Annotated in this window: 26 protein-coding genes and 1 riboswitch; of the genes, 9 read left to right on the top strand and 17 right to left on the bottom strand. The window is 39.5% G+C overall.

The window, feature by feature from the left end:
* Positions 1 to 41 precede the first annotated feature (41 nt).
* On the top strand, positions 42 to 197 hold the full coding sequence (locus E2626_RS03860) for a lmo0937 family membrane protein (RefSeq protein WP_134379865.1): 156 nt from the start codon (positions 42 to 44) through the stop codon (positions 195 to 197).
* 40 nt (positions 198 to 237) lie between these two features.
* On the opposite strand, the gene E2626_RS03855 is transcribed toward E2626_RS03860, so the two are convergent.
* Entirely contained in the window at positions 238 to 1,167 is a 930-nt protein-coding gene (locus tag E2626_RS03855; RefSeq protein ID WP_134379862.1) for an LCP family protein, read from the bottom strand.
* Positions 1,168 to 1,344: 177 nt separating this feature from the next.
* Between E2626_RS03855 and msrA the strand changes: the two genes are divergently transcribed.
* A complete protein-coding gene (gene msrA / locus E2626_RS03850; protein ID WP_134379860.1) occupies positions 1,345 to 1,869 on the top strand; it encodes a peptide-methionine (S)-S-oxide reductase MsrA in 525 nt (174 codons plus the stop codon).
* 48 nt (positions 1,870 to 1,917) lie between these two features.
* Here the strand turns inward: msrA and E2626_RS17160 are convergent, their stop codons facing one another.
* The 6 genes from E2626_RS17160 to E2626_RS03825 form a co-directional block, all read right to left on the bottom strand.
* Complete coding sequence (locus tag E2626_RS17160) at positions 1,918 to 2,085, bottom strand: hypothetical protein (protein WP_166786728.1); 168 nt, start codon at positions 2,083 to 2,085, stop codon at positions 1,918 to 1,920.
* A gap of 5 nt (positions 2,086 to 2,090) precedes the next feature.
* Positions 2,091 to 2,825, bottom strand: a complete 735-nt coding sequence (gene queE, locus E2626_RS03845; RefSeq protein ID WP_134379858.1) for a 7-carboxy-7-deazaguanine synthase QueE — start codon at positions 2,823 to 2,825, stop codon at positions 2,091 to 2,093.
* On the bottom strand, positions 2,825 to 3,262 hold the full coding sequence (gene queD / locus E2626_RS03840) for a 6-carboxytetrahydropterin synthase QueD (RefSeq protein WP_134379856.1): 438 nt from the start codon (positions 3,260 to 3,262) through the stop codon (positions 2,825 to 2,827). Before queD ends, queE begins: the two co-directional genes overlap by 1 nt.
* Positions 3,259 to 3,915, bottom strand: coding sequence for a 7-cyano-7-deazaguanine synthase QueC (gene queC / locus E2626_RS03835; protein WP_134379854.1), 657 nt, complete (start codon positions 3,913 to 3,915; stop codon positions 3,259 to 3,261). The genes queD and queC overlap by 4 nt, the downstream gene beginning before the upstream one ends.
* 91 nt (positions 3,916 to 4,006) lie before the next feature.
* A riboswitch (PreQ1 riboswitch) is annotated at positions 4,007 to 4,051 on the bottom strand.
* A gap of 75 nt (positions 4,052 to 4,126) precedes the next feature.
* On the bottom strand, positions 4,127 to 4,327 hold the full coding sequence (locus E2626_RS03830; protein WP_134379852.1) for a cold-inducible protein YdjO-related protein: 201 nt from the start codon (positions 4,325 to 4,327) through the stop codon (positions 4,127 to 4,129).
* Positions 4,328 to 4,528: 201 nt separating this feature from the next.
* Positions 4,529 to 4,828 carry a hypothetical protein gene (locus E2626_RS03825; protein WP_134379850.1) on the bottom strand — a complete coding sequence of 100 codons (300 nt, stop codon included), beginning with the start codon at positions 4,826 to 4,828 and terminating at the stop codon, positions 4,529 to 4,531.
* A gap of 150 nt (positions 4,829 to 4,978) precedes the next feature.
* On the opposite strand from E2626_RS03825, the gene E2626_RS03820 reads away from it, so the two are divergent.
* On the top strand, positions 4,979 to 5,179 hold the full coding sequence (locus tag E2626_RS03820; protein ID WP_134379848.1) for a hypothetical protein: 201 nt from the start codon (positions 4,979 to 4,981) through the stop codon (positions 5,177 to 5,179).
* 94 nt (positions 5,180 to 5,273) lie between these two features.
* A complete protein-coding gene (locus E2626_RS17155; protein WP_166786727.1) occupies positions 5,274 to 5,435 on the top strand; it encodes a hypothetical protein in 162 nt (53 codons plus the stop codon).
* Positions 5,436 to 5,528: 93 nt separating this feature from the next.
* Here E2626_RS17155 and E2626_RS03815 read toward each other — a convergent pair whose 3' ends face one another.
* From E2626_RS03815 to E2626_RS03800, 4 genes are all read right to left on the bottom strand, one after another.
* On the bottom strand, positions 5,529 to 6,398 hold the full coding sequence (locus E2626_RS03815; protein ID WP_134379846.1) for an SDR family oxidoreductase: 870 nt from the start codon (positions 6,396 to 6,398) through the stop codon (positions 5,529 to 5,531).
* A 156-nt stretch (positions 6,399 to 6,554) separates the two neighbouring features.
* A complete protein-coding gene (gene thrB / locus E2626_RS03810) occupies positions 6,555 to 7,475 on the bottom strand; it encodes a homoserine kinase (RefSeq protein ID WP_166786726.1) in 921 nt (306 codons plus the stop codon).
* On the bottom strand, positions 7,472 to 8,533 hold the full coding sequence (gene thrC, locus E2626_RS03805; protein ID WP_134379842.1) for a threonine synthase: 1,062 nt from the start codon (positions 8,531 to 8,533) through the stop codon (positions 7,472 to 7,474). The genes thrB and thrC overlap by 4 nt, the downstream gene beginning before the upstream one ends.
* Positions 8,533 to 9,831, bottom strand: a complete 1,299-nt coding sequence (locus E2626_RS03800) for a homoserine dehydrogenase (protein WP_134379840.1) — start codon at positions 9,829 to 9,831, stop codon at positions 8,533 to 8,535. The genes thrC and E2626_RS03800 overlap by 1 nt, the downstream gene beginning before the upstream one ends.
* A gap of 223 nt (positions 9,832 to 10,054) precedes the next feature.
* Here E2626_RS03800 and E2626_RS03795 point away from each other — a divergent pair, with 223 nt between their 5' ends.
* The 4 genes from E2626_RS03795 to E2626_RS03780 all read left to right on the top strand — a co-directional run bounded on the left by E2626_RS03795 (position 10,055) and on the right by E2626_RS03780 (position 12,729).
* Positions 10,055 to 10,375 carry a hypothetical protein gene (locus tag E2626_RS03795; protein ID WP_134379838.1) on the top strand — a complete coding sequence of 107 codons (321 nt, stop codon included), beginning with the start codon at positions 10,055 to 10,057 and terminating at the stop codon, positions 10,373 to 10,375.
* An 88-nt stretch (positions 10,376 to 10,463) separates the two neighbouring features.
* A complete protein-coding gene (locus E2626_RS03790) occupies positions 10,464 to 10,874 on the top strand; it encodes a hypothetical protein (protein WP_134379836.1) in 411 nt (136 codons plus the stop codon).
* A gap of 5 nt (positions 10,875 to 10,879) precedes the next feature.
* Positions 10,880 to 11,260: a DUF1499 domain-containing protein gene (locus E2626_RS03785; RefSeq protein WP_134379834.1), complete on the top strand. Its 381-nt coding sequence runs from the start codon at positions 10,880 to 10,882 to the stop codon at positions 11,258 to 11,260.
* Positions 11,260 to 12,729, top strand: a complete 1,470-nt coding sequence (locus E2626_RS03780) for a dihydrolipoyl dehydrogenase family protein (protein ID WP_134379832.1) — start codon at positions 11,260 to 11,262, stop codon at positions 12,727 to 12,729. Before E2626_RS03785 ends, E2626_RS03780 begins: the two co-directional genes overlap by 1 nt.
* A gap of 27 nt (positions 12,730 to 12,756) precedes the next feature.
* On the opposite strand, the gene E2626_RS03775 is transcribed toward E2626_RS03780, so the two are convergent.
* From E2626_RS03775 to E2626_RS03760, 4 genes are all read right to left on the bottom strand, one after another.
* Complete coding sequence (locus E2626_RS03775) at positions 12,757 to 14,016, bottom strand: glutamate-5-semialdehyde dehydrogenase (protein ID WP_134379830.1); 1,260 nt, start codon at positions 14,014 to 14,016, stop codon at positions 12,757 to 12,759.
* 59 nt (positions 14,017 to 14,075) lie between these two features.
* Positions 14,076 to 15,197, bottom strand: coding sequence for a glutamate 5-kinase (gene proB / locus E2626_RS03770; RefSeq protein ID WP_134379828.1), 1,122 nt, complete (start codon positions 15,195 to 15,197; stop codon positions 14,076 to 14,078).
* 48 nt (positions 15,198 to 15,245) lie between these two features.
* Positions 15,246 to 16,085 (bottom strand): pyrroline-5-carboxylate reductase, encoded by an 840-nt coding sequence (gene proC / locus E2626_RS03765; protein ID WP_134379826.1) that lies wholly within the window; start codon positions 16,083 to 16,085, stop codon positions 15,246 to 15,248.
* A gap of 347 nt (positions 16,086 to 16,432) precedes the next feature.
* Positions 16,433 to 17,278: a gamma-glutamylcyclotransferase gene (locus E2626_RS03760; protein WP_134379824.1), complete on the bottom strand. Its 846-nt coding sequence runs from the start codon at positions 17,276 to 17,278 to the stop codon at positions 16,433 to 16,435.
* A 70-nt stretch (positions 17,279 to 17,348) separates the two neighbouring features.
* On the opposite strand from E2626_RS03760, the gene E2626_RS03755 reads away from it, so the two are divergent.
* The gene (locus E2626_RS03755) at positions 17,349 to 17,576 is read left to right on the top strand and encodes a hypothetical protein (protein WP_134379822.1); all 228 of its coding nucleotides are present in this window, start codon (positions 17,349 to 17,351) and stop codon (positions 17,574 to 17,576) included.
* Between the two features lie 112 nt (positions 17,577 to 17,688).
* On the opposite strand, the gene E2626_RS03750 is transcribed toward E2626_RS03755, so the two are convergent.
* On the bottom strand, positions 17,689 to 19,122 hold the full coding sequence (locus E2626_RS03750; protein WP_244094234.1) for an alanine/glycine:cation symporter family protein: 1,434 nt from the start codon (positions 19,120 to 19,122) through the stop codon (positions 17,689 to 17,691).
* 83 nt (positions 19,123 to 19,205) lie between these two features.
* The gene (parC, locus tag E2626_RS03745; protein ID WP_134379818.1) at positions 19,206 to 21,623 is read right to left on the bottom strand and encodes a DNA topoisomerase IV subunit A; all 2,418 of its coding nucleotides are present in this window, start codon (positions 21,621 to 21,623) and stop codon (positions 19,206 to 19,208) included.
* Between the last annotated feature and the right edge of the window lie 3 nt (positions 21,624 to 21,626).

Below are 21,626 nucleotides of genomic sequence, written 5' to 3'. Positions count from 1 at the left end.
ATTGATTGTAATCAAATAAATTAGGAAAGGGGTGACAGCATATGATGAGAATTTTATGGTGGATTATTGTTATTTTAATCGTAGTTTGGCTAGTAGGACTGCTATTAGATATTGCTGGTGGTATTATTCATGTATTAATAATTATTGCAGTCATCTTAATCATCTACAACCTGATAACAGGCAGGAAAAAATTATAGATAAAAACGCAGCGCTAAAGAAAAGGCGCTGCGTTTTTTATTATTTAAGGAATTCTTTTATCGCTTCCTGATTTGCCGCCCAGTCTAATTCAAGAACGGATCCGGCTCCTTCATATGTTGGCGTGGAATAGGTACCTTCAACAGGTACAGTAAGCCTCTCAACTTCTCCTCCACCACTGAATAACACACTTGAAAATAAGCGTAATTTGGATGATTCAGATATGCTTGTCTGCAGATAAGGCTGAACAGATCCAATCGTCTTCGGTGCTCTTGCAATTGAAGATACGCTGACTGTATGATCGATCAATGCTTCAATTACCTGCTGCTGACGATCGACTCTACCAAAATCACCTTCACTGTCAGCTCTGAACCGGGCATAGCCAAGCAATTCCTGACCATTAAGTTTTTGTTCTCCAGCTTCAAGTGATACACCAATTTTTTCGGACATCGCTTTTTCTACATTCATTTCGATCCCGTCAGGTGCAATTGTATCAACAGCTGTTTCAAAAGCTTTAAAGTCAACAATCATATAATCGTGTATTGGAACGTCAAAGTTATGATCAATCGTTTTCCTTAATAATTCCGGTCCACCAAGATAAAAAGCAGTATTCAGCTTATAAGGACCGTATTCCGGTATTTCTGTATAGATATCTCTCATTAGTGATACGAGTTTAATCGTGTCACTTTCACTATCCCACTGAGCGATCATCATTGTATCAGACCTTGATTTTTCTTCTCCTCTGCTATCGACACCAATTAACAAAATGTTTCTTTTGCCGTTTTCCGGTGAAGAACGCTGAAACTCCTCACCCTGCTGAAGAGTTGGTGCAGCTCCTTGTGAGGACTGGTAACCCAGCCAGTATTGACTGCCTGCATAACCTGCAACGATCATGATGAACAATATAAATAAAGCAAATATCATTCTACCTTTTCTTATTTTCTTCTTTCTTTTTTGAACTCTTGTTTCCATAGCTCCTCCTGAGTGTGTGATTACACACCGTTAATCTCTGTCTTGATTATTAATATAGACGCATATCTGCGCTATTCGTTACACTTTAACCTCTCTTTTTATAAAAATCAAACCATATTTCGGGAAAAATTGATATCGGAATGTTAAAATAAACTATTCTAAATTGGAGGTCTTGATATGAAATTTGAAAAAGCAACATTTGCCGGAGGATGCTTTTGGTGTATGGTGAAGCCTTTTGATCAATTTGAAGGGATTGAGAAGGTTGTTTCAGGTTACACCGGAGGACACATAAAAAACCCTTCATATGAAGATGTGAAGTCGGGAGAATCAGGTCACAGAGAAGCCGTACAAATTACGTTTGATCCAGCGCTATTTCCTTATGATCAGCTGCTTGAAATATATTGGCAGCAAGTGGATCCTACAGACGATGAAGGACAGTTTCAGGACCGTGGTCCATCTTATCGTGCTACAGTTTTTTACCATAATGAAGAACAAAAGTTAAAAGCTGAAAAGTCAAAACAGGATCTTGCAAATTCAGGTCGCTTTAAAAAGCCGGTAATAACGCCAATAGAACCCGCAGCTGAATTTTATCCTGCAGAGGAATATCATCAGGAATTTTATAAAAAAGACCCGGAAGCCTACAAAAAAGATCGAGAACAGTCAGGCAGAGATGAGTTTATCGGCCAGTATTGGGACAAATAAGCATAAAAAAGTGAAGGCACATCAGGTGCCTTCACTTTTTATATAGAATCAGAAAACAAAATGTAACATTAGCCAGTCAAATATAAACCAGACCCCCGTGATGATTCCTGCAAGTGCAAAAAATAATACGATAACATTTCGATCTGCATTCTTCTTTTTTAATTGTACATAAAAAATGATCATGCTAATCATCAAAAGAATAAATCCGAACAGCACTATACCTACACTCCCCTTTTATTCCCCCACACATAGGTGTGCAGCTGGGGTAGAACTCGCACGTGATTCAACCGGTTATTTTCCATCACTTTATCAATCAGCCATTCATATCTTGAAATTAAGTTAGGAATCAGCTGTTCATCTTTTTCTTCATGTACCTGATCATTTCCAGTCTGAAGATAAAATGGCACATCAGGATAGCGATGATGAAGATCTTCAGCAAAATTCAGATCATTATCATCAAAAATCACTATTTTAAGAGAATAAGCGTGGTGACTTTCACTTAGTTTTTTCATGATATCATCAAGAATTCCCATGTTTGGTTTCATGCCTGAACTTGGAGGTTTAGGTGAAAGTGTCAAATCATCAATATCCATGAACCAGTCCTGCCAGATACTGCCCTGGGTTTCCAATGCAACTTTGATCCCTTCCTGATGAAGAAGATCAACGAGCTCAGATAAATGTTTAAGCAAAGCAGGATTCCCACCGGAAATGGTTACGTGCTCAAATAAATCTCCACCCGTTTCTCTTAATTCTTCAAGAATTTCTTCAGCTGTCATTCGATTAATTTCATCTTTAGCACTTCCATCCCAGGTAAATGCTGAGTCACACCAGGAACAGCTGTAATCACACCCTGCTGTTCTGACAAACATTGTTTTCTGACCAATCACCATGCCTTCACCCTGAACTGTCGGGCCGAAAATCTCTAATACAGGAAATTTCTTTTCGCGTTTTTCCATTATTGATTCCCTGCTTTCTTAGGCCGGTATAGGACATAACTCGTTGGTGTTTCACGCAGAAATACCTGAAGGCATGTTGGATTGTTTTCAGTCTGTTGTAAATGCTTCTCAATAATTTCCCAAATAGACCTTGCGACAACTTCTGTTGTAGGAAATCTATCAGGATCATTTTTTGAAAACAAATCATCATCATTTAACAATGTGTGGTCGAAACGATCGTGAACGAGCTGTTTGATTTTTTTAAAATTGATTAAGAAACCTGCGTGGTCCAGATCGTCACCTGCAACAGTAATATTCACGTAGTAAGTATGTCCGTGAACAAACTGACACTTTCCTGCATCTTCTGTCGGAATTGCATGTGCTGCAGAGAAGTGGAAGTCCTTATTCAATTCATATGAATAATTGTGCATTGGAGCGGGATAGATTTGCTGCATCATCTCATCCCCTCCTTGCTGTTTAAATACTCGTTCATGCCATTCAAACGAAGTTTGCATGACGGACAATCTCCGCATCCGTCCCCTTTTATCCCGTTATAACAAGTGATTGTATGATTTCGAATATAATCAAATCGATTCAGTTCATCAGCAAGCGCCCATGTTTCTTTCTTATCTAGCCACATTAACGGTGTGTGGAACACAAAATCTTTATCCATCGATAAATTAACTGATACGTTCAGTGATTTCACAAAGGCATCTCTGCAGTCTGGGTATCCACTGAAATCAGTTTCGCAGACTCCGGTAACAACGTGCTTTGCATTAACTTGATGAGCTAATACAGATGCAAAAGACAGAAACATCAGGTTTCGTCCAGGTACGAATGTTGATGGAAGTTCTCCTTCTTTTTCTGTAATTTCCTCATCTCTTGTTAAGGCAGATGGTGCCAGCTGGTTTAGTAAGCTCATATCTAATAAATGGTGTTTGACACCCAAATCGCTTGCGATCTCTTTTGCTGCTTCAATTTCAGAGGCATGACGCTGACCGTAAGCGAATGTCACAGCTTCTACTGAATCAAATTTTTCCAAAGCCCAAAATAGACAAGTGGTACTATCCTGACCACCGCTAAAAACAACAATTGCTTTATTTTTATCCATAAAAAAAGCTCCTCTCCTTTTCATGATGCGATTCATGAAAGAAGTAAGAGTGTTCACGAGTCAACTAAAAAAAAGCAGGGTTTTCCTGCAATGTGTCCTAGTTTTTTATAGAGGGATGGTCGCGAACCTCTTTACCTATTCATATACTACATGTAGTTTATCACATGTCCGTACCTCTGAGAAGCCGCAAGTGGCCCTGCGGCTTATAAAATTAGAAATTTTGAGGGTTTGGTACTACTTCAATATTTCTGCTGCCTCTGACCATATCACTGCCACATATCGGACACTGTTGTTCTACCTGGCCTTTTACAGAGAAATTATCACGCATCCATACATTACAGCCATCAGCTGAACATTCCCATACGTCAGTTTGCTCTTTTTGAATTTCTTCAGTTGGTTTTCTTTGAAACATCACTGATTGTCCCCCTTCAGTTACAAAATCAGGTTTTATCTTTGATCAGATAAAAGGGATCTTGTAATGTCTTATCTTACAGTATATCATTATACATTTACTATTATACACTATTTATCATTTCTTTGCTTGTTGCATTGATTTCTTCTATCATTTTTTTGTGTAATATAAAAACAGCCGTACGGAACGGCTGTTTGTTTGTTATTCCGGTGTCCCGGGACGAGGTGACTTCCCTGTCTGGTCTTCCTGCAGTTCATTGTAATATTGAACAGATGTCTGTGCACCTTCCGACATCATCTTATCATCTTCATGAGAGTAGTCAGTGGTTTTTTCACCAGTCTTATAATTATCGTATGATTTCTTTGCATCATCCACCATTTGACTTACTTTCACTTTCGAATCTTCAAAAGCAACTTTTGCTTTGTCTCTGTTTTCTTTTTTCTTAAAATAAGCTGCGCCTGCTGCGCCAAGTCCAAGTATTGCTAGTCGTTTAAATCCCATTATAAAGCCCTCCTCTTTCATTCATATTATCTTTATTTCCTTTATTGTTTCTTTTGAAACATCTTTTTAATTCGGAGTTGCTACTAAGTAAGTTTTATTCAGATTAAAAAAAGGGAATGTAATACTAGTAAGCCTATTAGGAGGGATAAAATGAGCAAAGATAATAAATTTAACGACCAGCCTGATCGCATCAAAAGTGATAAGAAAAATATCCTGGATCGGCACGAAGATGAAAAGTTCACTGATCCTGTTCCTGTTGAAGATCAGAAAATTGATCAGAAAAATGAAAAAAAGAAAAGAAACTCACAGTCTGATTCTTCTTCGGAAGGGTTATTGGACACCGAGAAATAAGATATGTATAAATCCTCTAATTCGTGTTAAAATATGAGTGTAGTATTCCTCTAGTCAATTGCTCATTACTATTATTCATGGAGGTGGCTTAATTATGAAGCGAAACCGAGATGAACTGTTAAGAGACCATCAGCCGGAGGAAACAGCACATGTAAGAGCTGACCAGTTATTGACGAATGGATTACGTGAGGATGAAGTTCAGGAAATTTCTGAGTTTCAGGATGATGGCTGGCAATTTGTAGATGAAGATTATTAATTTAAAACAAAACTCCCTGCACTTGTGCAGGGAGTTTTATAATGCCTACAATTCATCTGTTTGCCGTGAATTAAAACTGCATAACACTAAATATCAGTTTGACATAAAAGTTCCGCCGTTAATATGAATCGTCTGACCAGTCATATAGGAACTGTCATCTGACGCCAGCATCACGTATGCAGGAGCAAGCTCCGCAGGCTGACCTGGTCTTTCCTGAGGATTAGAAGCTCCAAATTCAGACACCTGTTCACTGTCAAATGTTGAAGGAATTAACGGTGTCCAAATTGGCCCTGGTGCTACAGCATTTACTCTGATTTTTCTTGCTGTCAATGATTTTGCAAGAGATCTTGTAAAGCTCGTGATTGCACCCTTTGTTGAAGAATAATCAATCAGCTGTTCGTTTCCTGCATACGCTGTCACAGAGCTGGTATTAATAATCGCACTACCTTCTTTCAGGTGTTCAAGTGAAGCTTTGACTAAATGAAACATTGAAAAAATATTTGTTTTAAAAGTTTTTTCAAGCTGAGCAGCAGAGATTTCTTCAATTGAGTCTTTCGGGTGCTGTTCCGCTGCATTATTGACTAGTACGTCAAGGCCGCCAAATTCTTTAACAGTACTTGAAACTGCCAATTTACAAAATTCTTCATTACCTACATCGCCGCTGAGAATCAGACATTTTGCTCCATAGGCCTGCACTTCTTCTTTAGTTTTTTTAGCGTCTTCATGTTCATCTAAATAGACAATAGAAAGGTTGGCACCCTCTTTTGCATAAGCAATAGCAGCTGCTTTACCGATTCCACTGTCTCCACCGGTAATCAGGATTGTTTTTCCCTTCAGCTTCCCGCTCCCTTTATAATTCTTATCATCGTGAATGGGTTCAGGGTTCATTGCTGATGTTTCACCAGGCTGTTTGTTTTGATGTTGTCCGGGCTGGCCATTTTTTTGGACATCTGAAAAATTCACTTTATCTCCACTCCTTTATAGTCAATTGACGATCTTTTCTTTATTCCTCTAGTACATGTATTAACCAAAATACACCAACCGCAAACCATCATATTTTTCAAAAAGTGGGAAAACGTATTCTCTACCGGTTTTATTATCACAATTAAAAACCGCCTGTTATACTGACAGGCGGTTTGAAGGGTATTCATTTAGTATTGTTCCTTGATTGACAGGTTTCAATTGCATGACCTTAAATTCAGGATACATTGCCGTCAACTGTTCACTCACACAGGACGAAGCTGAATCTTCAGCAAAAACAGCAATACAAGGACCTGCTCCGCTGATTGTCACTGCAAAAGCACCCAGATCACCTGATTTTTCTTTAATCTCTTCAAATTGCGGGAAAAAATTCAACCTGTACGGCTCATGAAAACCATCCTTCATCATGACTTGACCGGCTTTCCGAAAGTCTTTGACTAATAATGATGCCACCATAACATTCGCTGCAGCACTTGATAATACTGCTTCATGGTGCTTCAAAGTATCAGGTATGACACCTCTTGATTTTTCTGTTTCAAGCTCATTTTCAGGTGCCATGATGACGACTGAAAATCCTTCAACGGGCAACGATATACTAGTTAATTCATGATCAGCATATCTTGAGACAGTCAATCCTCCGGCAATAGAAGCTGATACATTATCCGGGTGGCCTTCAATTTCTGAGGCAGCTTTTATTTGCTCATCAATACTTAAATTTAAGTTCATTAGGCGATCTGCTATTGAAACACCTGCTGCTATAGCTGCAGCACTGCTCCCCAATCCTCTGGATAAGGGGATATCAGAACGAACGTATAGTTCAGCTGTCGGACATTCCATACCAGCATCTCTTGCTACCTTATGAATTGTTTTCAGAATCAGGTTTGATCCATCAGGCGGCAGGTGCTGAAATTCCTGTTGATCATATGAAACGCTCCATGAACTGCCAGGTTCCACATCAATTGTCTGGAATATTGGCAGAGCAAGTCCGATCGAATCAAAGCCCGGTCCCAGATTTGCTGTCGAAGCTGGTGTTCTTACTGAAAATGGAGAGAAGGTCACAGAATAACCTCTCCTTTCAATTCGCTTCTTAATGCTTCAATTTCAGGTTTAATGACAAGAGGTTCCAGGTCTGAAATGCCAATTGCAGTTTCCGGATCTTTGAGTCCATTACCTGTTAAAACAGCAGTAACAGTAGATCCTTTTTTAATTTTCCCTTCAGCAATACGTTTCTTTATAGCTGCAATAGGTGCGCATGATGCAGGTTCTGCAAAGACTCCTTCGCGTTGGGCTATCAACTGATATGCTTCCAGGATCTCTTCATCTGTCACTTCTAAAATATGACCATCAGACTCTTCCAAAGCATTTAAAGCTAATTTCCAGCTCGCAGGATGTCCGATACGAATTGCAGTAGCGACTGTTTCAGGCTGATCGAACACTCTGCCGTGCACAATTGGTGCCGCTCCGGAAGCCTGGGCGCCAAGCAGCTCAGGAAGACTCCCTCCCTGCTTTTGTTGATATTCAGTGAACCCTTTCCAATACGCTGAAATATTCCCTGCATTTCCTACAGGAAGAGCCAGAATATCCGGTGCCTGTCCAAGCTGATCAATTAATTCTAATGCTGCTGTTTTTTGACCTTCCAGCCGATAAGGATTTACTGAATTCACAAGTGTAATATCCTCTTCTTCACTGATTTTTCTCACAAGGTTTAACGCCTCATCAAAATTTCCTTCAATTGAAATGATCTCAGCTCCATACATACGCGCCTGAGCAAGCTTGCCAAGTGCAATCTTCCCTTCCGGAATAACGACAATAGTCCGTAATCCTGCTCTGGCACCGTAGGCAGCTGCAGAAGCCGAAGTGTTTCCTGTTGATGCACAGATGATTGCTTTGCTGCCTGCTTCTTTTGCTTTCGCTACAGCCATTACCATTCCACGATCTTTAAAAGAACCGGTAGGATTTGCACCTTCTACCTTAGCGTAAAGTGTAATTCCCCACTCTTTTGACAGGGTTTCTAAATAGATTAAAGGGGTGTTTCCTTCATTCAGGCTTAACATAGGTGTTTCTTCATTTACCGGGAGCCATTCTTTGTATTGTTCTAGTAATCCTTTCCACCTCATTAGCGGTCGCCCCCTTCTACTCTATATTGACTGATAATCGTTTTTACTACGTCAGAGCCGTTTAGTTCATCAATAATTTTATGATGATTTTTTCTGGAGACCGGATGAGTAATTAAAATCACTTCAGCCTCTCCTTCCTTTTCTCCAGGACGTTGTATAATTGAACTCAAACTTGCTTCATACTTTCCGTAAATATCTGTCAGTGATGAAAATACACCAATTTCATCTTTTACCAGCAGCCTGTGAAAAAATTGTGCGCGTTGCTGATCTTCCTGCTTAATTTGACGGGCATTCACGTAATCAATGTGTCTTGCACCAGAAACGCCTAATAGAAGGTTTCGGCATGCTGAGATGACATCAGATACTACAGATGTAGCGGTTGGCATAGACCCTGCTCCAGGACCGTAAAACATTGTTTCTCCAACAGCATCACCATATACATATACAGCGTTGTACTCATTTCTGACTGCTGCAAGCGGGTGGGAAGATCTCAGAAATACCGGCTCTACAGCTACGTCTACACCGTCTTTATCTTTTTCAGCAAAGCCAAGCATCTTTACGCTATATCCAAATTGCTCAGCAAGTGACATATCTTCTGCAGTAATATTTGTCATTCCGGTCACTTCAACATCATCCAGATAAACTTCCATTGAAAATGCGAGCGTCGCAAGAATTGCCATCTTTCTCGCGGCATCCAGTCCTTCTACATCAGCTGTCGGATCGCTTTCAGCAAATCCAAGTGCCTGCGCTTCTTTCAATGCATATTCATAGCTCCAGCCTTCTTCTTTCATTTTAGTCAGGATATAGTTAGTCGTTCCATTCACGATTCCCATAATTGTAGAAATACGGTCAGAAGCTAAACCATCTTCAAGCGTCCTGATAATCGGAATCCCACCGGCCACACTCGCCTCATAATAAAGGTCCGCCTGGTGCTCTTCAGCTAACTTTAATAAAGAATGTCCGTGAAGAGCCATTAAGTCTTTATTCGCAGTTATAACAGCCTTATTTGCTTTCAGGGCTTTTTCGATCGCCTGGTGTGCTTCTTCTATACCGCCCATTACTTCGACAATTACTTTAATGGATTCATCCTGTATGACATCGTCTATATCTGTTGTTAATTCACTTCCATTTATATCTGCACTCCGGTGTTTGTCTATATCCCGAACAGCAATTTTTTTAATTTTCACGGCTGCTCCAAGTTTTTGGGAAAGTTGCAGCTCATTTTCTCTTATAATCGTTGCAACTCCGCTTCCTACTGTTCCAAAACCTAACATTCCAACATTGATTTGCTTTTCCATCAACATGCACCTGCTTCCATTACATTGTACTTTATAAAAAGACATTTGTTTTTGATATACGGACAATTATAGCTCTGTGAGTACTTTGTGACAACCCATTAACCAGAACTTTTTTCACATTTCACAAGCAAACGCTTACATTTAAACCGACTTGTAAACTTATTATGGAAGACACTTCTATATTATGAGAAACTGTATATAGAACCACTTGGGAGTGAACGTGTTGATTAAATTTTTAAACCTATCAATTACAGCTTTAGTAATTATTGCAGTAAACGTGATACTTATGATGATACTAGAATCCGGATTTATCGATGTTTCATTTTTTGCAGGTATTTTCAGTATTGTTGTAATCCGATTTTTTACAGCTCCGGGCAACTACGCTAAAGCGAACAGGCAGCCTGCAGAATCATCTCTTTCGACGGTTCAATTTGAAGAGCAGACAAAATACTTGTATCCGAAAGTGATAGAAGGAACCAGTTTAGTTTATACAGCTCTTTCATTAGCCGCAGTTTTTATTGCCTATTATGATTATTTAATATGACAAAAACAGCACATCCTTTCATGTGCTGTTTTTGTTTTCTTTGTATAGGGTATAGCAGGTTAGATAGACGTATAGGAGGCAAACATCCATGATCGATCATCAATGGTTTTTGGCTGTACTTGATACCAGACCAAATGAATTTGAAGGCTACCATTACAGCGTTTGTTTTATAAACCAGTCTGAATCTAAAATTGATCAGCTTACTTATACGGTTTCAGGACAAATTAAAGCTTACCCCCGGCCAATCTCTGCTGAAGAGACCAGGGTACTTGGTGATTTAAAACCTCATTATGTTGTTGAAATCGAACATGTACCCAAAAATGGTTTTATTGGTGATTTGACTTACACCTTTGATATCATAATCGGAGAGAAAAAAGAAACGCTGCATTTCTTTATCCCGAAACAACTCATTGGTGCGGCATATTCTATGTATGATCTTCCTGTCGTTCACCAGCGGGGCTATTTCTTTTTAAACAAAAGTGATTATTTGAAGGAGTGAATGGAATGAATTTGAACGAAAGATTAAAAAATGGACAACTGTTGCCTCTCTCTGATAAACCTAACAATGTTTCAACTCAAACGGATGATTCTGAAAAAAGGCTTGAACCACTTCCTTACAGAGGTTCAAGGGATGAATCTAAACAAAGACTTAAATCAATTCTGGAATCCATGGATAAAATCGTGATTAAAAATGAAAACGAAAATATGATTTATGCCATTGAAACCTCGTCATTCTTTAAATTTAAAGATGATGTAGATTTTTTATTTTCAGATGATGAACAAGTGATTCATTACCGCTCTGCATCTCGCGTTGGACACTCCGACTTCGGCGTGAACAAGAAACGGATGAAAACAATACGAGATCTTTATATGGAGGAGATTTGATGGAACGTTATCAGGCAGTGATTATAGGCGGTGGCTCTGCAGGTATGACCGCAGCTTCCGGTATGGCTTCATTGGGAGCAAAAGTAGCGCTCATCGAAAAAAGAGATTCATTGGGAGGAGATTGTCTGCATTTTGGATGTGTCCCTTCTAAAGCATTAATTAAAACGGCTAATATGTCACATAATATGTATGAAGCCGCAGATTTACTCGGATTAAATATAAGTGGCACGTTAAGCTTTGAAAAAGTGAAGAATAGAATTAACGAAGCGAGAGACACGATTCAGTCTCATGACAGCAGTGACAGGTTTACTGATATGGGTGCTGATGTGTATTTTGGAGAAGCTTCATTTGAATCTGACCATGTCATCAATATTTCTGGTGAAACCTCTATTTACGCAGATAAAGTAGTGATAGCTACAGGTTCAAAACCTGTTATCCCTCCTATCGACGGTATAGAAACGATCCCATATGTAACGAATGAAACAATCTTTGATCTCCCTGCTCTTCCTTCGAAATTGGGTGTCATTGGCGGTGGTACAGTAGGTTTGGAAATGGCTCAGGCATTTTCAAGACTGGGTTCTGAAGTGACTGTATTCGAAGGATCAGGCAGACTCTTTTCCAAGGAAGATCGTGATATTGCACGCTTTATGGAAAACGAAATGTCTAAAGAATTAAATATTGAACTGAATGCAAAAGTAATAAATGCTGACTATAAGAATGAGAAGTCTGTATTGACAGTGGAGCAGAAAGATCAGCAGTCAACCTATGAGTTCGATGTAATATTGGTGGCAGCAGGACGTAAACCGGCGATCGATTCGTTACAACTGGAAAATGCAGGTGTTGAAAAAGTAAAAGGCTTTATTCATACAGATACCTCATTCAGAACATCAAGACCCCATATATTTGCTGTTGGTGACACGATCAATACACTGCCATTTACTCATGCTGCAGGAGAAGAAGCTAAAACAGTGGTATCAAATGTTCTATTTGGACTGAAGAATACACTCGATCACAGCAACACTCCATGGGTCACTTTTACTGTTCCCGAGGTATTCCATCTGGGCATGACTGAGCAGGAAGCTGAAGATCATAACATTGACTATAAAGTTTACAGAGCACATTTAAATGAGGTTGACAGGTTTATCACAGCTCATGAAACCAGAGGATTCGTAAAATTTATTACAGATAAAAAAGGTTATATACTAGGTGCACATGCTGCCGGTACTGATGCCGGTGAATGGATGCAGCTTGCTGTTTTTGCAAAGAAAAACAAAATGAAAGTTGGCACACTCTCCAGAATGGTATACACCTACCCGGTTAAGGCCGGTGCAGTGCAGAAATCAGCTGATTTATTCTGGAGAGAAAAACTGTTTGACGGACCAATTCCGAAGTTAACTAAAAATTTTTTCGAATTAAAGTACAAACTGTCTAACGGACCACGTCAACAGGAAGAACAAAATCAACATTAAAAAAAGCAGCCTTAGTGGCTGCTTTTTTTATCGGATCTGACCGTTTCCTGTCATTACATACTTAATTGTGGTTAATGCCGGTAATCCCATTGGTCCGCGAGCGTGAAGCTTTTGAGTTGAAATACCAATTTCAGCACCAAAGCCAAGTGCACTGCCGTCAGTAAAGCGTGTAGACGCATTTTGATATATTGCTGCAGCATCTACCATTCCTTTGAAACGCTTTGCAGTATTTTCATTTTCTGTCACGATTGCTTCTGAATGTTTTGTTCCGAATTCATCAATGTGCGCAATCGCTTCATCTACATCAGAAACAATTTTCATCGCGATATCAAGACTCAGGAATTCATTTGCCCAGTGATCCTGATCAGCTTTCATCGCACCAGGAATAACTTCACATGCTGAATCATCACCATAAACATTGATATTATTTTCTTCTAACGTTGCAATAAGCTTATCTTTGTGTGTATTTAAGAAAGCTTCATGAATGATCACTGTCTCAGCAGCATTACATACTGCAGGACGATCAGTTTTGGCATTCACTAAAATCGCTAGTGCTTTTTCAGCATCGGCATCTTTATCTATATAAATGTGGCAGTTCCCTACACCCGTTTCGAGCACTGGAACCGTTGCATTGTTAACAACCGCTGAAATCAGCTTGCCACCACCGCGTGGAATCAGCACATCGATGTGTTCTTTCATTGTAAATAGCTCTTCAGTTGCTGAACGATCCGTGCTGTCAATAAACTGAACTGCATCTGAAGAAATTTCAGTTTCCTGAAGTGCTTCTTTCATAACGCTGACAATTTGACGATTCGAGTTGATTGCAGAAGAACCGCCTTTAAGCACAATTGCATTACCGGATTTTAATGCCAGTCCGGTAGCATCAGCTGTAACGTTCGGACGTGCTTCATAGATCATTCCGATGACACCCAGTGGCACACGTATCGTTTGTACATTTAGACCATTTTCAAGCGTCCACTCATCTGTAACCTTTCCAGATGGATCATCAAGCTTTGCTACCTGGCGCAAGCCGTCTGCAAAGTCTTTGACACGATCCTCATCAAGTGCAAGACGGTCCATATAAGCAGCGTCATACCCTGCATCTTTTCCGTTTGCAAGATCTTTCGAATTGGCTTCAAGAATCAATGCAGTATTCTTTTCCAAATGGTCAGCAATAGTATTTAATGCTTTATTTTTAGTTTCAGTTGAAAGCAGTCCGAGCTCTTTTGAAGCTTTCTGTGCTGCCTGCGCCTGTTGTTTTACATTTATTTTTGTCATTGTAGTCATCAAACCACTCCTTGTGAGATTTTGGTTTTTTGCCTTTATATCCTTGATTAGCCTGTCGATTAAACTCCCAGTGGAAGCGCTACATCCAATTCACATACGAACGATTCATTATTGATTGCGGCTTCCGGCTTCTGGTCAGACTGATTAAGTTGGAATTGTTCAAGATCTTTAGAAGAATAATTGACAACCCCAAGTCCAAGCTTGTTATTATCCACGTCTAAGATACGTACAACACTACCTTTTTTAAAGTATCCGTTGATTTGATAAATATGACTTGGCTGTAAATTACCTTTTTCATTTACAATGATATCTTTTGCTTTTTTATCAATTAAAATTTCACCTTCAGGGCCTGAGTTAAACGCAATCCACTGTCGTTTACGGTCAAGATTCACATCAATTTTTGCAAGTTCAAAGTAAGTCCCGCGCGCAGTTTCATTTACTGCTTCTACAATGATGTCTTTCACACCGGCTCTCCCGAGGAAAGATGGTATGCCTGAAGCCATAGAAATTTTAAATGCATCTATTTTAGATCTCATACCGCCAGTACCGACAGCTGAACCCGGTTCACCAGCCATATCTTCAATTTCACGTGTAATTTCAGTTACTTCTTTTAACAGTTCAGCGTCAGGGTTTTTACGCGGATCATCATTATACAGTCCGTCAATATCAGATAAAATAACCAGCTGATCAGAATCTACAAGGCCTGCAACTTTGGCAGATAATGTATCGTTATCTCCAAATCTCAGGCGATCAGTTGTCACAGTATCGTTTTCATTAACGATCGGTACAATTCCGCGCTCCAATAAAACATTAATGGTATTTCTCACGTTGTTGTAGCGTGTTTCATCGGAAAAATCGCTGCGGGTAATTAAGATTTGTGAAGCAGCATATCCGTGAGATGTAAACAACTCAGAATAAGTCTCAATCAGACGTCCCTGGCCAATTGCTGCCGCTGCCTGTTTTTCAGGTAAAGATGATGGACGGTTAACAAAGCCCAGAGTTCTGTACCCGGCTGCCACAGCACCAGAAGATACTAATACGACTTCATGGCCATCATCTTTTAATTCAGCAACCTGATCTGTAATACGCTGAATTTTTCTTCGGCTGATGTCACCTGATGAACTTGTCAATGAACTGCTTCCAATTTTAATTACAACTCTTTTTTGATTATCCGATGTCATGCTATCACTCCTGATTTTAAGAATTTCTGTCTATTGTTTTTAAACTGTTTACTGAACAGTTACTTTAGCCATTTGTTCTGTAATCTCTTTCGATCGGTTCATTGCACCCTCTATGGCTGCCTTAATTGCTGTACCCCCGCCATTTTCGTTTAATGCGTTCAGTCCAGCAGCAGTTGTTCCATTTGGTGATGTAACGTTTTGTCTTAATTCAGTTGGTGTTTCATCGCGTTCAATCATCATTTTTGCTGCGCCAAGGATTGTCTGTGCACCAATATCACGTGCTTGTTGAACATTCATGCCATTCTCCTGGGCAGTCTTTTCAATATGCTCCATCAAATAATAGAAGTAAGCCGGTCCGCTTCCGGCGATACCTGTGAAAAGATCCATTTGATCTTCTTCAATCACGTACACCTCTCCAATAGAAGAAAGCAGACTTTTAGCTAACTTCACGTTTTTCATCGTGACATTCTGTCCCGGTGAAATTGCAGTAGCTGATTCTCTCAGCATACTTGAGGTATTTGGCATGACTCGAATCACCTGTTGACCTTCATTTAAGTGTTCTTCCATAAATTCAGTTGAAATTCCGGCTAAAACACTCATTACGACCTGATCTGGTCTAATATAATCTTTAATTGAGAGTAAAGAGCTTTCTGCGTCTTTAGGCTTCATAGCCAGGAAGATCACATCATAAGAAGAAAGCTGTAATTTATCCCTCATAATTCCCTGAATTCCATATTCATTATGAAGTTCAAGTAAGCGATCAGCGTTACTTCTGTTTGTTGCAGTGACTTGACGGGGTTCTAGTGTTCCAGTCTTAACGATCCCTGAAATCATTGCCTCCGCCATATTTCCTGCTCCAATAAATGCTACTCTTAAATCCTTAGACATTTAGCCCATCTCCTTTGTTTTCATTGCTATTTTCAGATATATTGTTCGGTTTTTTGTTCGCTTTTTTAATCACGAGTATTATCGTAACACGTAGGAGACCTCACACAAGGGTAAACCGGAAAGTAGTGAGTTAGAAGCAGTTACACAGAGTGAAAGCGCTAACATGCGGGTGAGATTTCTCCTGAATCCGAATTATGGCTTCTCAGCGTACCAGAACATGAAATTTCGGCATATTTAATTTTCGTTTTTACTTAGCACTCTTATAAATTGCGCTATACGTGTGTTTAAAGCACTTTATAAAAAAACTCTGAAAAGGAGTGTCCTTTTCAGAGTAAATTTCATACTGATTATTTTTTCAGTTTAAGATCTAGATCAAATTTATTCATTAGATCTTTTACTAACTTCTGGTGGTATTCATCACTTACGACTCCATGAGAGCCACGAACAATTTCAGTTGCATAGTGCAGTGGAGGTGCTGATTCTTCCACAGGATCTATGACAATAAACGTTAAACTCTTATGGTAATGAATGCCGTCCACTGTCACATCTACCATTGCAGGTCTGTACATGCCACTGTCGACTCCTTCACGGTGAAACAGATATTCAACTGCGCTCTGATTTACTTTATACAACACACCCTCACCAGAACCGCCGGTTTCAATTACATTTGCCCTGCCTCCATCATGCACACTTAATGAATAGTTCATTTCAAGTCTTTCTACTTTTCCGCCGCCAATTTTATTCAAAAACAGATGATCCACTTTTGCCAGCTTAAATCTTTCATCATCCATACATGAACCATAAGCAAAGTAATACTGAATCGGTCTATCCATTTCCATGTGTATTAACCAGTCATTGAATCTGACATTCTCTACTAATTCAACGTCCGATTGTGGAACCTGAGTAAATGCTTCATGCTCACCAAGGTGATCAGTATAAACAGTTATTTTTGCAAGTTCACCATTCATTTTCATTAAATTTTTTAAGTTCTTGCTCTTTTCAATACTTACTTCATAGAGCTCACCATATGCTCTTTCATTCGAGTCCGGCTGCAAAATCGGATCCAGATGGTCCGCTAAAAACAGCTTTCCTTTCGTCCATGCCTGGGAAGCGAGTAATTTTTCCCCTTCAAGAATAATATCTCTACTGCCATGTTTTCTTAATGTGCCATAAACAAAAAATAGTTCACTCATATTATTAACTCCTTTAATAAATAACTTAACTCGTACACACGTTCGTGTTACACTTAACTAGGTGATAATAATGAAACTGATTAGATGGAGTTATGCCGGGCGTGGAAGAGTCAGAGCTTATTTTGATGAATTTCCTCATTCAATTGTTCACTTATCAAAAATCCGAAAAAAATATTTTGTTAGATTTGTCGATTGGAACAAACTTGATCCTGTCGTCAGCAGGGATGATCTTTATGCAATTGAAAAAACAGTTAATGAAGCCCTATCCAATGATTTTAAGATAAAGAATCAGGAGTAGAATTGCAAGCTGAACGGTATGAAGATGGGAAAAGTGTTTGCCGGATTAATCCGGGCTGATAGAACCCTATATTTACAGACATAAAAAAAGCGTGCACAAGGCACGCTTTTTTTTAATCTTTTTCAGGGCCATCGTCCCAGCACTCAGTATTTTTCAGATTAGGAATACTGTTCTTATAAAATACCGGGTCAATTCCCTGTCTTTTTTGCTGCTTGTAATCCTGAAGCACTTTAAAAGCCAGAGGTGCCATAAGTGAAATTGCAATTAAGTTAATCAATGCCATTGTTCCCATCGAAACATCTGCAAGATTCCATACAACTCCGAACTCCTGTACCGCTCCAAAATACACCATACCAATCACAATAAAGCGATAAATATTTACGTAAAGCATATTATTTCGGATAAATTCAATATTTGTTTCTCCGTAGTAATAGTTCCCAACGATGGAACTGAATGCAAAAAGGAAAATTGCGACACTAATAAAGCCCGCTGCCCAATCTCCTACGTGATATGCAAGCGCGTCCTGAGTCAGCTGAATGCCATCACTTCCGTTTAAATACTCATTGGACATAATGATAATCAATGCTGTTGCGGTACATATGATGATTGTATCAACAAATACACCCAGCGCCTGTATTAATCCCTGCTTAGCAGGGTGTGTAACCCCTGCGGTTGCAGCAGCATTAGGCGCGCTACCCATACCGGCTTCATTCGAGAAAAGACCTCTTTTAACACCATTTAGAATCGCTGCACCAATACCTCCGGAAACAACTTCAGTAAATCCAAAAGCATTGCTGAAAATAACCTGAAACATTGGAAAGACTAGATTAAGATTCGTGACAAGAACATATAAAGCAAGAATAAGATAAAGGATAGCCATAACTGGTACAACAATGCTTGTCACAGCTGCAACCCGCTTTACACCACCAAAAATCACAATAGCCGTTAACACGACGAGAACAAGTCCGACAATTTGACGATTCCAGCCAAATGACCCTTCTAAAGCAAGTGAAATCGTATTTGATTGAACTGAATTAAATACAAGTCCAAATGTAATAGAAATAATAATTGCAAAGATTATACCGAGCCATCTTGCATTAAGACCCTTTTCCATATAATATGCCGGCCCGCCGCGAAAGCCGTCTTTATCGTCATCCACTTTGTATACCTGAGCAAGAGTGGATTCCACAAACGCTGTAGCAGATCCTACAAGCGCGATCACCCACATCCAGAACACAGCACCAGGACCTCCAAGTGCGATGGCAGTTGCAACTCCGGCGAGGTTCCCTGTTCCTACTCTTGAAGCAGTAGAAATTGTAAATGCTTTAAAAGAAGAAATCCCTCTTCTTCCCTTAGCAGACACCGTAGTTTTTTCAGTCAGAAGCTTTAACATATCCCCAAAAGATGTGAATTGCAAAAAGCGTCCTCTGATCGTAAAATACAATCCGCAGCCTATCAATACAATGATCAGTATGTAGTTCCACAAAAACCCATTCAGTGTTGTTGCAATCTCGTCAATCAATGTAACAAACTGTAATGAACTCAAAAGAAATCCCCCTTTATTTAATGACATAGAAATGGAAGAAAGCGGCACCTTCTTCCATTCCCCCTATATTCTTTTAATTAAACCTATTCATTCACAATATTTCTCCACGATTGAATAACATTCCCTTTATCAATCTCATCAATAATGAATGAGCCGTTTGAATACCTGTCATTGTTACGCAGCACTGACGTTTTGATCGAAGCACGATTGCCTTTATCAGTTTCCAGAATAAATTCGTCCGTTCGCGCTGCATTAAAAATTTCAACCAGCCTGTGAGGATTCCGCTTAAGTTCTCTTAGCATTATGAGACCTCTTTTAGCTCTGGAGCTCTTTTCAAATTCGGATACTGCCATTTTCTTTACTGCACCACGATTGGTGATCGCCAAAAGACTGTCTTCATCTTCTGCAATAATGGCAGATACTACGAAATCACCGTCTTTCAAATTAATTCCTTTCACTCCAGCGGCACGTTGGCCCACCATACCCACTTCTTCTTCCGAAAACCTTAATCCATAGCCATAATGTGTAGCGAGCATGAGCGTACTTTTACCATTTGTTCTGTGAACTGCAATCAATTCATCCTCTTTTTTTACATTCAACCCGACAAGCAGACGGGCAGTCCTCTGAGCTTTATACAGACTTAACTCAGATTTTTTAACCATACCCTTCTTCGTAATGAAAACAAGCGTATCATGGTCAAAATTATTTACACCTTCAGCGTGTATAATTTCTTCATCCCGATCTGCTGAGACAATGGATGAAAAATGCTGTCCAAGATCTTTCCAGCGAATCTCCGGCAGCATGTGGACAGGAAAATGAATGTAATTACCTTTGTTTGTGAAAAGAAGCAGTGAATCTGTCGTGTTTATATTCAAAAGCGCATGCAGCCTGTCAGTATCTTTCATAGCTAAATCTTTGCCATTAGATGCGGCATAAGATCTTTGAGATGTACGTTTGATGTAACCGTCTTTAGTCACTGATACGACAACGTCCTCACTCGCTACTAACACTTCCATGTTAATTTTAATTTCTTCTATATCGTGCTCAATAACTGAACGTCTGCTGTCTTCGTATTGTTTTTTGACTGTTTTCAACTCTTTTTTAATGACAGAAAGCAGCTTTGAATCACTTGTCAATATTGAATCCAATTGATTAATTTTAGCATCGAGCTCGTTAGATTCTTTTTGCAGAGCAGTCACATCTGTATTCGTTAAACGATAAAGTTGTAATGAAACGATGGCTTCTGCCTGGACTTCGGTAAATTCAAAACGCTTTTCAAGATTGTTTTTTGCATCTTTTTTGTCTTTTGAACCACGAATCGTCTCAATGACTTCATCGAGTACCGATAAAGCTTTAATAAGCCCTTCAACAATATGCTTTCTATTGATGGCTTTGTCGTAATCATATTTTGTTCTTCTGGTTACAACCTCTTTTTGATGTCCAATGTAAGCATCGAGCATATCATTAAGGCCCATTAACATTGGGCGCTTTTTATAAATGGCAACCATATTAAAATTATAGTGAACCTGCAAATCAGTATTTTTATATAAAAAATTTAATACGCCATTCGCGTCAGCTTCTTTCTTTAGCTCAACGACGATTCTCAGACCTGTGCGATCTGTTTCATCTCTGACTTCAGCAATTCCTTCAACTTTTTTGTCAGCTCTGGCCTCGTCCATCTTCTTTACAAGCACAGCTTTATTTACTTCAAAAGGGATTTCCGTTATCACAAGCTGCTGTTTAGCGCCTCGGATATCTTCTATATCAACTTTTCCGCGAATAACAATTTTACCTTTGCCTGTCTTATAAGCATTTTTAATTCCATCCACGCCCTGGATGATACCGCCTGTTGGAAAATCAGGACCTTTAATAACAGTCATCAGATCTTCAACTGTCGCATCAGGCTTTTCAATCCTCATTACCGCTGCATCAATCACTTCACCTAAATGATGAGGTGGAATTTCTGTTGCATACCCAGCAGAAATTCCGGTTGATCCATTGACCAGAAGGTTGGGATACCGGGCTGGCAGCACAACAGGTTCTTCAGATGTATCATCAAAATTTGAAATGTGATCGACTGTATCTGATTCTATGTCACGAAGCAACTCACCTGAAATAGCTGATAATCTGGCTTCTGTATAACGCATTGCGGCAGCAGGGTCACCATCTATACTACCGTTATTTCCGTGCATTTCCACAAGTAGATTTCTCACTTTCCAGCTTTGACTCATTCTGACCATCGCCTCATAAACAGAAGAATCTCCGTGCGGGTGATAATTACCAATTACGTTACCCACAGTCTTGGCAGATTTTCTAAACCCTTTTAAGTGTGTATTTCCTTCCATATGCATTGCATACAGTATTCTGCGCTGTACGGGCTTTAAACCGTCCCTTGCATCAGGCAGTGCTCTTTCCTGGATTATATATTTGCTGTAACGTCCAAATCTATCCCCTAACACTTCTTCAAGAGGAAGATCCTGAAAGCGTTCTGTCGCTGTCATTTA

The organism is Jeotgalibacillus salarius (assembly GCF_004405125.1).
Classification (GTDB): Bacteria; Bacillota; Bacilli; order Bacillales; family Jeotgalibacillaceae; genus Jeotgalibacillus; species Jeotgalibacillus salarius.
Note: the sequence above shows the minus strand (reverse complement) of the source record. Positions and strands in the feature narration are given on the sequence as shown.